The organism is Bradyrhizobium sp. USDA 4502 (assembly GCF_054063355.1).
The window spans coordinates 6,103,608-6,115,169 of the sequence record NZ_JBSSGF010000001.1 but is presented as its reverse complement, the minus strand read 5'-3'; the positions used below and the strand labels follow the sequence as shown (position 1 = coordinate 6,115,169).

Below are 11,562 nucleotides of genomic sequence, written 5' to 3'. Positions count from 1 at the left end.
ACATGACTATGCTGAAGGGTTTCTCAGTCCCTCTAAGTCCCACCGGTGCGTCCGCCCTGGTGAACCTGCCGCCGTGGCATTATTCCAGCGATTGCATCGCCATCGAATACTGGACCGATCCGGCCGCCATCGCGGCGGTGCTTCCACCCGGTCTCAAGCTGGACGAGAAATCCGGTGGGCGCGCGTTCTTCTGGTTCCTCGACTGGCAGTTCACCGGCTCCAATGACGAGCTCACCGATCCGGCGCGCTATCAGTATCGCGAGGCCTTCGTTCTGGTCGAAGCCGTGTTCGACGGGACCCCGGTCAACTACTGCCCCTACATCTTCGTGGACAACGATGCGGCGTTCGCGCGCGGCTGGGCGCAAGGATATCCGAAGAAACTCGGCAGCATCTTCCAGACGCGAACCTTCGCGGCGCCCAGCGCTGCCGCGGCACCGCTCGCCAAGGGAAGTCGCTTCGGCGCGAGTGTGACAGCGCACGGCGAACGGCTGGCCACCGCGCGAATCCAGCTCGAGGAGCGCATTGCCGATCCCACAACGGTCTTCAATCGCCCGACGACGATGCGCCGCTACTTTCCGCAACTTGTCGCGGCTCATCAGAAAACACCCGCGGTTGATGAACTGACGCTCTCGCTCACGGACGATCTCGCCATCGTGGATGTGTGGGCCGGGTCGGCCGAACTGCGCATCCCGGAAGTGCAAGGCGAGGAGATGCATCGCATCGCTCCGCTTCGCGTCGGTCGCGGCTATCGCCTGGGCATGGCCTACTCCGTCACCGATCTCCGCATCCTGAAGCACAACGCTGCCTAGCTGCAGCATCGTTAGTCGGGTGAGATCAAGGTCAGCGAGAGCAATGCGATGCCGCTCTACACCATCATGACGCAGGCCGGCGCGCTAACCGGCAAGGCCAAGGCGGAGCTGGCCGGCAAGCTGACCGCTTTCCACGCCGAATACGCCGGCGTCCCGAAGGACTGGGTTCACATCGTCTTTCTGGACTACGCCGCGGATAGCGGCTTCACGGCCGGCGAGGTCGCCTCGTGTGTGGGCCTTACGCTGCTGGTTCGAACCGGGCGGTCAGCAGACTACAAGCGCGAAATGCTGAAGCGCATCTGGAGCATGGTCCAGGACACAACCGGCGCGCCTGACGATCAGATCGTTCTCGGCATTCAGGAAGTGCCGGCCAGTCAGGCGATGGAGATGAGAAAAGTCATGCCCGATGTCGCGGAGCAATGACGCCTGCCGAGTGCGGAGCGCCTGCTCCGACCCGGCGGGCCATGATGACAGTGAAACGACGATCAAGGATATCTCAACATGAGCAGAACAGCGGCGGACTATATGGCGGAAGTCCTTACCAAGGCGGGTGTCCAACGCATCTATGGCGTCGTCGGAGATTCGCTGAACGGTTTCACCGATTCTCTGCGCCGCCGGAAATCCATCGACTGGATTCACATGCGCCACGAGGAAGCCGCGGCGTTCGCGGCAGGGGCCGAAGCTCATCTCACCGGCAACCTTGCGGTCTGCGCCGGCAGCTGCGGACCCGGCAATCTGCATCTCATCAACGGCTTGTTCGACTGCCAGCGCAACGGCGCGCCGGTGCTGGCGATCGCCGCCCATATTCCGAGCAGCGAGATCGGGATCGATTACTTCCAGGCGACGCATCCGGAAAGCCTGTTCAAGGATTGCAGTCATTATGTCGAGCTCGTCTCCAATCCGAAGCTGCTCCCTCAGATCCTCAAGCGCGCCATTCGCGTTGCGATCGCCAAGCGCGGCGTGGCTGTCGTCGTCATTCCCGGTGATGTCGCCTTGATGAATATCGACGCCGACGTGCCGGAATGGATCGTGCCGACAGCGCCGGTCCTGCGGCCGACCGCGGCCGACATCGCACAGCTGGCGAGCTTCCTGAACGAGACTTCCCGGGTGACTCTGTTCTGCGGCGCCGGATGTGCAGGCGCACATGCGCAGATCGTAGAGCTGGCCCGCAAGCTGAAGGCGCCGATCGTGCATGCTTTCCGCGGCAAGGAGTTCGTCGAGTACGACAATCCCTATGATGTCGGCATGACCGGGCTCGTCGGTTTTGCGTCTGGCTATGCGGCGATGAAGAACTGCGATGCGCTGTTGCTGCTCGGGACCGACTTTCCGTATCGAGCATTCTATCCGGAGCATGCCAAAATCGCTCAGATCGATGTGCGGCCCGAAGCGCTCGGCAATCGCTGCTCCCTGCACCTTGGTCTTCTGGGAACCGTCAAGGATACGCTGGATGCCGTGCTGCCCGCGGTCAGCGAAAAGTTGGACGGCAGCCATCTGGACGACGCCCGAGCCGACTACGCGAAGGCACGGAAGGACCTCGATGCCCTGGCCGAGAGTGACCCGGGCAGCAAGACAATTCATCCGCAGTATGTCATGCGGCTCGTCAGCGAATTGGCCGACGACGATGCGATCTTCACCTGTGACGTAGGAACGCCGATCATCTGGACCGCGCGCTACCTGAAGGTCAACGGCAAGCGCCGCATCATCGGCTCGTTCAATCACGGGTCGATGGCCAACGGAATGCTGCAGGCGATCGGGGCGCAGGCGACCTACCCGAGGCGCCAGGTTATCTCAATGTCGGGAGATGGCGGGTTCAGCATGATGATGGGCGATTTCTTCACGCTGTCGCAAGCCGGCTTACCGATCAAGATCATCCTCCTCAACAACGGAACGCTCGGCTTCGTCGAAATGGAGATGAAGGCCAGCGGCTTCCTCGACGCCTACTGCGATCTCAAGAATCCGAACTTCGCATTGATGGCGGAAGCCGTCGGGATCCGGGGCATCCGGGTTGAAAAGCCGCAGGAACTGCCGGCCGCGATTTCCGCTGCTTTGGCTCACAACGGACCGGCTCTGGTCGACGTCGTGAGCGCGCGGCAGGAGCTCGCGATGCCGCCCAAGACAACCATCGATCAGGCCTATCACTTCGGAATGTTCATGATGAAGGCGGTGCTCGACGGCCGGGCCAGCCAACTCATCGATCTCGCGAAGGTCAATCTGACGCGCTGAATGGTTTGAAGAAGAGGGAATGAGGCGATGGAATGGACCGCACTTTTCCTGTCCCGGGTGCAGTTTGCCTTTACGGTGTCCTTTCACATCATCTTTCCCTCGTTCACGATCGGGCTCGCCGCGTGGCTCACGGTGCTCGAAATCCTTCATCTGGGCACCGGCAAGCCGGTTTATCGTCGCCTGTTCGAGTTCTGGCTCAAGATTTTCGGTGTGACGTTCGGCCTCGGCGTCGTGTCGGGCATCGTGCTGGCGTTCGAGTTCGGGATGAACTGGAGCCGGCTGTCGGTAGTGACGGGACCGATCCAGGGACCGCTGCTGACGTATGAAAGCTTCACGGCGTTCGCGCTGGAAGCATCATTCTTCGGCGTGCTCATCTTCGGACGTAACCGGGTCCCGCCGCTGGTCTATTTGTTCTCCACCATGATGGTGGCGCTCGGCACGACCTTCAGCGCGTTCTGGATCATGGTCAACAACAGCTGGATGCAGGCGCCGGTCGGCTACGCCGTCGAGAACGGCATTTTCGTGCCGACGGATTGGAAGGCGATCATCTTCAGTCCGGTCGTATGGGTGCGCTTTCCCCATATGCTGGTCGCTGCCTATCTGACCGGCGCCTTTTGCGTCGCGGCCACCGGCGCTTGGTATCGGCTGAACGGCAAGTTTGCGGCCGAAGGCATGCTGATGCTGCGAACGGGGCTGTTCTTTGCAGCCATTCTTATTCCGATCCAGCTGTTCTTGGGGCACCTCAACGGCGACTACGTCCACGACCGGCAGCCGGCGAAGTTCGCGGCAATCGAGGGCCGCTGGCATGACGAACAGCCCGCAGGCGAGGTTCTGTTCGCGGTTCCCGACGAGGCGAACGAAATCAACCATTTCGAGCTGAAGATCCCGTACCTCGGCAGCCTGATCGCATCGATGCGGCTCGATTCCAAGGAGATCGGGTTGACCAGTTTTGCAAAGCAGGACAGGCCACCCGTCCTGATCCCATTCTTCGCCTTCCGCTTGATGGTCGGCTGCGGTCTCCTGATGATGGCGCTGGCGTGGTTGGGCTCGTTCCACCTGCTGATCCAGCGCAAAACGGGAGAGCGGTTGCTGCTCTGGGCGACGTTCCTCAGCTTTCCGCTTCCCTTCATCGCGACGTTGACCGGCTGGTTTACGGCTGAAGTCGGACGCCAGCCCTGGAGCGTCTATGGCGCGCTGCGGACCGCGGATGCCGTCACGCCAACCCTGACGGTCGAGGCGGTCATGGTGTCGCTGGCAATTTTCGTCGTCGTCTATCTCGTCATCTTCAGCTTCGGGACTCTCTACGTGTATCGCTTGCTGCGAGCGGGGCCAGTCAAATCCGAAGACGTCGTCGCGTCCAATCCGAAGCGTCCGCTCGCAGCCGCCCCCGCCGATCTTGGTCACGACATCGTGGAAGGAAGCTCGACATGATCGAGTTCTGGGCATGCCTGCTGGCGGTGACGATATTGCTCTATGTGCTGCTGGATGGGTTCGACCTCGGCGTCGGCATCCTGTTTGCCTTCGCAGAAGAACCCGATCGGCGCAGGATGATGGCCGCTATCTCTCCGGTCTGGGACGGCAACGAAACCTGGTTGGTGATCACGGGCACCGTCCTGTTCGGCGCCTTTCCCGCGGTCTACGCAGCGCTGCTGTCGGCATTCTATCTGCCGCTTGTCGTCATGCTGTGCGCACTGATTCTCCGCGGCGTCGCATTCGAGTTTCGGCAAAAGGCGCTGGTTGGCTTCCGCTGGATCTGGGATCTTGCCTTTACGGGGGGATCGCTCGTCGCGACCTTTGTTCAGGGGATGACGGTCGGCGCGCTGGTTGAAGGCTTGCCCATGAAGGACGGTCACTATGTCGGCGGGACATTCGGCTGGTTCAGTCCGTTCGCCGCGCTGTGCGGCTTCGGGCTCGTGCTTGGCTATAGCCTGCTCGGCGCGAGCTGGCTGGTCCGCAAGTGCGAAGGGTCAATCAGGGAGCGCGCCTACCAGTTGCTTCCCCTGCTGACCGTCGGCGTCCTGGCGTTCCTCGCCACAGCATTGATTCTGGCACTCACTATGCATTTCAGCCTGATGGAGCGCTGGCTCGAGCGTCCTTACCTCCTGATATTCCCGGCGATCGGAGCGATCTCCGCGATCGGTCTGCTCAGGAGCGTACAGCGGCGGGATGATCCGGGCCCGTTCAGATTCTCGACACTGATCTTCATGGCGGCATTCGGCACCCTGGCCTGCTCGTTCTGGCCCTACATGATCCCGTTTGCGTTGACCGTGGAGCAGGCGGCGTCGCCGAGCTCGAGCCTGACGTTCATGTTCTGGGGCGCAGGGCTGTTCGTGATGCCTCTCACGTTGATCTACACACTGGTGGTCTATCGGCTCTTTCGCGGAAGAGTGGCAGACCGTGGCTACGAATAGCTCGTGGGTGCCATGAACACTGCTGTCGCCCGTCGTCAATTGACCTTTGTGGGGTTGCCGGCGAGTTCATGGGCGCTCGCGATCCGAATCTGGCTTGCGATCATCCTCGCGCTCTATGTGGCATTCTGGCTTGAACTGGAGGCACCGTCGACAGCAGCGCTGACGGTTACCGTCCTCGCGTTGCCGACACGCGGTCAGGTCCTCGAGAAGGCGCTCTTTCGGCTTTTTGCGACGACCCTCGGAATCGCGGCATCGATTGCCATCGTCGGCATCTTTGCCCAGACGGAAATTCTCCTCCTGATCGCATTCGCCGTCTGGTTGGGCATTTGCGTCTATGCCGCAGGTCTCCTGGACGGCAATCGTGCCTACGCGGCTGCCCTGAGCGGCTATACGGTGGCCATCGTCGCCATTCAGCAGATCGACAATCCACAGCACACATTCGAGTCAGGCATGGCGCGCGGTGCGGCGATCGCCGTCGGAGTTCTTGCCGTCACCCTTGTAAACGATCTCCTGTCCGCGCCGGATCAACATCCCCGATTGGCGGCCAAACTCGAAGCGATTCGCCTTCAGGTCGTTGGCAGAGTTCGGAGTGCGCTGCGTGGAGACGCCCTGTCGGCGATCTCGGCGGCCGCGTTGTTGCGCGATGTCGTCGCGTTGCGGCCCGAGATCAACGGTCTCGCCGCCGAGTTGAGCAGTGGCCCGGTCCGAAGTTCGGCCGCACGAAATGCGATGGTCAGTATCGTCGCAGAATTGGTTGCGGTTCGCGCCGTGGAGAAGTTGGCGGCGCACCTTCCGCCAAGCGCTCGCGATCTGCTCACCTCCGCACTGGATCGAAACGTCACAGCCTTTGACGCCCCCGCGGTCGCTGTGTTTGATGAGCGAAACCAGGCCGGCGATTTGTCCGATCCCAACGTGGCCTCTCTCCTCTGGATGACGGACCACCTGCTTCGAACCGACGGGGAGACACAGAGCCATCTCGATGCATTGAGAGCGGGTCAGCGGCCGGCGCGGCCATGGCGTGCGCCGTTGTACCGCTCGCACCGCATCGCGGCTGAATCCAGCATCCGGGCGGGAGGCCGCTTCTTGCTCGTGGCTGGGCTGTTCGCGATGAGCGGCTGGCCGTCCGTCGACATCTCATTGTCGTTTGTCGCGATCATCGTTGCACTTGGTGCAACCACGCCGGATCCGCGCGCCTTCACGCTGATGGCGGCCATCGCCGCTCCCATCGCGGCATTGTTCGCCGGAATCCTCGAGTTCGCCGTGCTCGACGGCGCTACGGCATTTCCTCTGCTTGCGGTCGGTCTTGCGCCATTCACCATAGGATCAGCACTTCTCATGACCGTGCCGAACCGGATCCTGTCGGCGCTGGGCCGCATCAACCTAGTGTGGGTTTTGCTGCTGTTCTCGCCGAGCAATCCGCAGACCTACAATCCGCAGAGTTTCTTGTTCTCGGTCCTCTTCCTCGTGCTTGCGACAATCGTGTTGTTGGCAGTGGAGATTGTCATTCCTTCCGTGTCGCGAGACCGATGCATGACGTGGCTCCTCGAATCGATACGCCGGGACCTTGCCTGCCTGCCATCCAGGACGGAGCGGAAATTACTCCCAGGTGAGGCGGTATTTCGTGATGCCAGCCGAATCGCTCAGATCCTGGGTTCTGGCGACAATGGGAGCGTTCATCAGGCAGCGGTGAATGAGGCAATGGGGGGCTTTGACAAGGCAGCAGCTCTTCGGCTCTGCGAGGTAGAACTGGATGGCCTGCCGCCGGGACAACTGAGTGCGGAGGTCGCTGCTGCGTACGCAGCCCTCGCGACGAGGCATCCCGACGCGATGATCGCAAGTGCGTCTGCACTGCGGGAGGCCGGATCTCTCCGCAACACGAGTGTGGCCGGCGCCAGCGCAGCGCTTTTGCTCGCGAGCATCGCATTCGCTGAGCCGCGTTCCATCGCGGAAGCCAGCGGGGAGGCCACGTCGTGACGCGAGCCTACCAGGAAATGATCATCGGCGGAGTGTTGATCGCGCCCATCGTTTTCTACGCGCTGGTAACCGTCGCCGCCATCGTGATGCTGCGCCCGATCCTGCATTTCATCGGATTTGCCAACCTGTTCAGCAATCCGCCAATTGCTGAGCTCAGCCTCTATGTCGTGATCTTCGGGCTGCTGGCATTGTCGTATTAGGGAGAGCGCCGTGGAGCCACTGGTTTCCGAAAATCAAGCCGCCGCGGGTGAGGCCCAACCTGCAAATGCGGATGGAGCCGAGAGAAATAGCCAGAATCGATCGCCGGCGCCGGCCGTAGCTGCGCGCAGTGAGTCCGTGCTCGATGGTGGCCTGGCGCGTGATGCATTTGCACCTGCGCGAGTCAAGGCTCCTTCAAAGGCCACAGCCTTTCTTGCGACATTTGGAAAGCACGTCGCAACCCTTGCCATCGCACTGGCGGCGATTCTCGTGTCGTGTCTCACGTGGCAACGATATGTGATGGCTCCCTGGACGCGGGATGGCACGGTGCGCGTGCAGGTCGCCAATATCGCGCCGCAGATATCGGGGCAGATCAATCATATCGCGGTCGTCGACAACCAGTTCGTCCATAAGGGCGACATACTCTACACTGTCGACCCGTTTGACTTTGAAGTTGCCCGGATCACCGGAACTGCAACCGTGCAGCAGCGCGCTGCCGACCTCCAGGTCAAGCAGCTCCAGGCCGAGCGCCGTCAGCGCCTGACCGATCTGGCTACCACGCCTGAAGAACAGCAAATTTATGCCGGCAATGCCATTCAGGCCAAGGCTGCGCTCGACGCCGCGCAACAACAGCTCGCACAGGCCGAGATCAATCTGCGAAGAACCAAGGTCGTCAGCCCGGTCAACGGCTATGTCACCAATCTGCTGATGCGGGTCGGCGATTTTGCCCGCGCGGGAACGAGCAATATTTCGATCATCGATACCGACAGCTTCTGGATCGACGGCTATTTCGAAGAGACGAAGATGGCGCGGGTTTGCATCGGCGATCATGCCGAGGCGAAGCTGATGGGTTACGCTCAGCCGATCATCGGGCATGTGAGCACCGTCACTCGAGGCATCAGCGCGTCGAACGCGGTGTCCGGGGCGCAAGGATTACCCAACGTCGACCCGGTCTATACCTGGGTGCGGCTCGCTCAGCGCGTTCCGGTTCGGATCGCGATCGACCGGATTCCGCCAGGCGTACCACTGGTTTCCGGAATGACCGCGACCATCACGGTTCGGCAAGAAGCAGGGGCCGATGACCCCAACTGGCTCGGCCGTTTGCTGCGCAACGTTGGGGATCAACTCTCCGATCTCATCACCGGACCGCAGCCGCGCGCGGATTGCCTGTCCGTCATGCCTCCGCAACCGGTGCCGATGGAAACAATTCCGACTGAGGTCGCGCCCGCGGCCAAGTCGCTCGATCAGATCAATCCAGGGCTCGCACCTGGCGTTGATCGGGCGCCAAGGGGCCGGTGATGCAGCCCGCGCTGATCTACATCGTCTCGGGCGTCCTCGCTTATGTAGGGTGCCGGTCTCGTCGGTATTTCAGGGGCGGGCTATGAATGCCTCCGTTATCTCCGCACTGGCTGCTTTGGCCGGCACAGCCGTTGGCAGCTTGACGAGCGTTCTTGCGAACTGGCTTAGCCATCGAATACAGGTTCGCGCCCAGTGGTTGCAGCACGAGAAAAACCGTCGGCAGATCCTTTATCGGGATTTTATCGAAGAGGCGAGCAAGTGCTATATAGACGCGCTTCAGCACGGTGAAGCAGATGTTCCTGGGTTGGTTGGGCTCTATGCGAAGCTCAGCAGGATGCGTGTCTTGTCTTCCAAGCCGGTTGTGGATCATGCGGAAGCGATTACCCGAAGGATTCTGGACGCCTATCTAGAGCCGGACAAGAGCTTCATCGAACTGCGCAACATGGCAAAGGACGGAACTATTGACCTGCTGCGCGACTTTGGCGTCGCCTGCCGGCAAGAGTTCGAGGAAATGCAAGCTCGGCAGTTTTGAGGATTCGCAAGGCGGTCGAAGATCCTTCGTTTTGCAGGCGCTGACGCTGTCCACCACGTTAATCAGGTACGCTCGTCGCTTGATGCCGCGCGAACGCCGCTCTTCAGACATCCGACGTCGCGGCGAGTGCCGGGATGATCCGGAAGCGCCAGGAGTAGAGCAAAGAATGAGGAATAGCTATTCGAGAATGCGCGCACAGATAGCGTTGGATCGCGACCGGTTCTTATCACATGACCGACACTCGTAAACTTGCCGCTATTCTTGCTGCCGATGTCGTGGGATATAGCCGCCTCGCAGGAGCCGACGAGGAGCGAACCCTTGCACGGCTGCGTGCCCTGCGCAGCGATCTTATTGATCCCACTATCGCTATACATCACGGCCGGGTCGTGAAGCGCACGGGAGATGGAATACTGGTGGAGTTCCGCAGTGTGGTCGACGCCGTGCGCTGTGCCATCGAAATTCAGAACGGTATGGTCGAGCGAAATGCTGGTGTCCCCTCAGGCAGGCGGATAGAATTTCGGTGCGGCGTCCATCTCGGCGACATCGTCGAAGAGGCCGATGGCGATCTGATGGGCGATGGTGTCAACATCGCCGCGCGCCTGGAAGGGATCGCTCCCCCGGGCGCGATTTGTCTTTCGGAAGATGCCTATCGACAGGTGAAGACGCGGCTCGAACTCGCTGTGAGCGATCTCGGCGCCAAGCGGCTCAAGAACATCATTGGGCCGGTCCGCGTATATGCGCTGCAGGTCGGGAAGTCGTCACGCCGGTCGACCGGGTATTGGTTGACCCTGCGGGTGCTCAAGTGGCCGTTGGCTGCCGCTGGGCTCGCTCTACTCGCGGGAGGTGCCGGAGGAGCCTGGTATCTTCTCCACCGTCCTCCCTCGGCAATTGCTGTCGGAAAAGGGCATCTCTCCATCGTAGTGTTGCCCTTTGCCAGTTTGTCGGGCGATCCAGGTCAGGATTACTTCGCCGACGGCATGACTGAACAGATCGCCACGGCGCTATCGCGACTACGTGGGAGTATCGTCATCGCCCAAAGCACGGCAATGACCTATAAGGGGAAGCACGTCGACTTCAAGGAGATTGGTCAATCGCTGGGCGTGCGTTACGTGCTCCGAGGCGCAGTGCAGCGGGACGGCCAGGAAGTGCGCGTCAATGCGCAACTGATCGGTACGGAGAGAGGCCGGCAGCTCTGGGCCGATCGATTCGATGGAAATATGGTTAGCCTTTTCAAGCTTCAGGACGATATTGTGGTGCGCCTCTCACGCGCGTTGCAGATTGAACTGGTTCGGGTCGAAAGCCGGCGAGCCGAAACGCGCCAGAACCCGGACGCGATCAATTTGGCGATGCGCGGTTGGTCGACGATGCAGCGAACCCCTTCGAGGGAAAATAATGTCGTCGCACGGGCGCTGTTCCAGCGGGCAATCGACATCGATTCGTCCAACCCCGACGCGACGGCGGGCCTCGCATATGTCGGCCTTCGCGACCATATCAATGGCTGGACGCAGCCCGGCCAAGGTGACGACATCCAGGATGCAATGCGGAAGGCAGAGCAGGCGATCAAGCTCGATCCCAATTATGCCTATCCTTACTACATCAAGGCTGATTTGCTGGCATACACCATGACGCCGATGGATCAGCAGACGGCCAATGAGGCGCTGGCTACGCTCAAGACTGCACTCTACTTGAACCCGAGCCTCGCGCCTTCGTACTATGTGATGGCCGTCGTCGAGGAGATGATGGGTGAGTACGAGCGAGCCATCTCGCATATCCAGCAAGCGATGCAACTCAGTCCGCGCGATTTTCTGCTTGGCCCGTGGCTCGCCCGCAGGGGGCGGAACCACTTCGGCCTGCGCCAATACGATGCCGCCATCCAGGATGAACTAGCATCACTTAACGCCGGCTATCACACGTTCCAGCCGCTGCTTGCGTTGGCTGGAGCTTATGCCGCGAGCGGAGATGATGAGAAGGCAAAGAACGTGATGACCGGGTTGCTTCACGCTAGTCCTCACCTTTCCGTAGCTTGGTTTCAGAGCCACTTGCCCTCCCTGATTGAATGGCCGCCGGGTATGCTCGAATCATTGCGTAAAGCCGGGTTGCCCGAGCATTAAGGGAA

10 protein-coding genes are annotated in these 11,562 nt (G+C 60.9%); all 10 read left to right on the top strand.

Going from position 1 to position 11,562, the window contains the following annotated elements:
• Window positions 1-8: 8 nt before the first annotated feature.
• The 10 genes from ACVW1B_RS28400 (at window position 9) to ACVW1B_RS28355 (ending at window position 11,557) form a co-directional block, all read left to right on the top strand.
• Complete coding sequence (locus ACVW1B_RS28400; protein ID WP_456822552.1) at window positions 9-809, top strand: acetoacetate decarboxylase family protein; 801 nt, start codon at window positions 9-11, stop codon at window positions 807-809.
• Window positions 810-857: 48 nt separating this feature from the next.
• Complete coding sequence (locus tag ACVW1B_RS28395) at window positions 858-1,232, top strand: tautomerase family protein (protein WP_456822551.1); 375 nt, start codon at window positions 858-860, stop codon at window positions 1,230-1,232.
• A gap of 78 nt (window positions 1,233-1,310) precedes the next feature.
• Entirely contained in the window at window positions 1,311-3,032 is a 1,722-nt protein-coding gene (gene poxB, locus ACVW1B_RS28390) for a ubiquinone-dependent pyruvate dehydrogenase (RefSeq protein ID WP_456822550.1), read from the top strand.
• Between the two features lie 27 nt (window positions 3,033-3,059).
• Window positions 3,060-4,463 carry a cytochrome ubiquinol oxidase subunit I gene (locus ACVW1B_RS28385; RefSeq protein ID WP_456822549.1) on the top strand — a complete coding sequence of 468 codons (1,404 nt, stop codon included), beginning with the start codon at window positions 3,060-3,062 and terminating at the stop codon, window positions 4,461-4,463.
• A complete protein-coding gene (cydB, locus tag ACVW1B_RS28380; RefSeq protein ID WP_456822548.1) occupies window positions 4,460-5,443 on the top strand; it encodes a cytochrome d ubiquinol oxidase subunit II in 984 nt (327 codons plus the stop codon). Before ACVW1B_RS28385 ends, cydB begins: the two co-directional genes overlap by 4 nt.
• A 12-nt stretch (window positions 5,444-5,455) precedes the next feature.
• Window positions 5,456-7,417: an FUSC family protein gene (locus ACVW1B_RS28375; RefSeq protein WP_456822547.1), complete on the top strand. Its 1,962-nt coding sequence runs from the start codon at window positions 5,456-5,458 to the stop codon at window positions 7,415-7,417.
• Window positions 7,414-7,617, top strand: a complete 204-nt coding sequence (locus ACVW1B_RS28370) for a DUF1656 domain-containing protein (RefSeq protein WP_456822546.1) — start codon at window positions 7,414-7,416, stop codon at window positions 7,615-7,617. The genes ACVW1B_RS28375 and ACVW1B_RS28370 overlap by 4 nt, the downstream gene beginning before the upstream one ends.
• A 10-nt stretch (window positions 7,618-7,627) precedes the next feature.
• Entirely contained in the window at window positions 7,628-8,914 is a 1,287-nt protein-coding gene (locus ACVW1B_RS28365; protein WP_456822545.1) for an efflux RND transporter periplasmic adaptor subunit, read from the top strand.
• An 82-nt stretch (window positions 8,915-8,996) separates the two neighbouring features.
• Complete coding sequence (locus ACVW1B_RS28360; protein ID WP_456822544.1) at window positions 8,997-9,446, top strand: hypothetical protein; 450 nt, start codon at window positions 8,997-8,999, stop codon at window positions 9,444-9,446.
• Between the two features lie 230 nt (window positions 9,447-9,676).
• The gene (locus ACVW1B_RS28355; RefSeq protein ID WP_456822543.1) at window positions 9,677-11,557 is read left to right on the top strand and encodes an adenylate/guanylate cyclase domain-containing protein; all 1,881 of its coding nucleotides are present in this window, start codon (window positions 9,677-9,679) and stop codon (window positions 11,555-11,557) included.
• The last annotated feature ends 5 nt before the right edge of the window (window positions 11,558-11,562 follow it).

Bases quoted from the DNA above. Each gene is read 5' to 3' on its own strand.
- cydB (WP_456822548.1), top strand. From the start codon at position 4,460: ATGATCGAGTTCTGGGCATGCCTGCTGGCGGTGACGATATTGCTCTAT.
- ACVW1B_RS28385 (WP_456822549.1), top strand. From the start codon at position 3,060: ATGGAATGGACCGCACTTTTCCTGTCCCGGGTGCAGTTTGCCTTTACG.
- ACVW1B_RS28395 (WP_456822551.1), top strand. From the start codon at position 858: ATGCCGCTCTACACCATCATGACGCAGGCCGGCGCGCTAACCGGCAAG.
- poxB (WP_456822550.1), top strand. From the start codon at position 1,311: ATGAGCAGAACAGCGGCGGACTATATGGCGGAAGTCCTTACCAAGGCG.
- ACVW1B_RS28355 (WP_456822543.1), top strand. From the start codon at position 9,677: ATGACCGACACTCGTAAACTTGCCGCTATTCTTGCTGCCGATGTCGTG.
- ACVW1B_RS28360 (WP_456822544.1), top strand. From the start codon at position 8,997: ATGAATGCCTCCGTTATCTCCGCACTGGCTGCTTTGGCCGGCACAGCC.
- ACVW1B_RS28375 (WP_456822547.1), top strand. From the start codon at position 5,456: ATGAACACTGCTGTCGCCCGTCGTCAATTGACCTTTGTGGGGTTGCCG.
- ACVW1B_RS28400 (WP_456822552.1), top strand. From the start codon at position 9: ATGCTGAAGGGTTTCTCAGTCCCTCTAAGTCCCACCGGTGCGTCCGCC.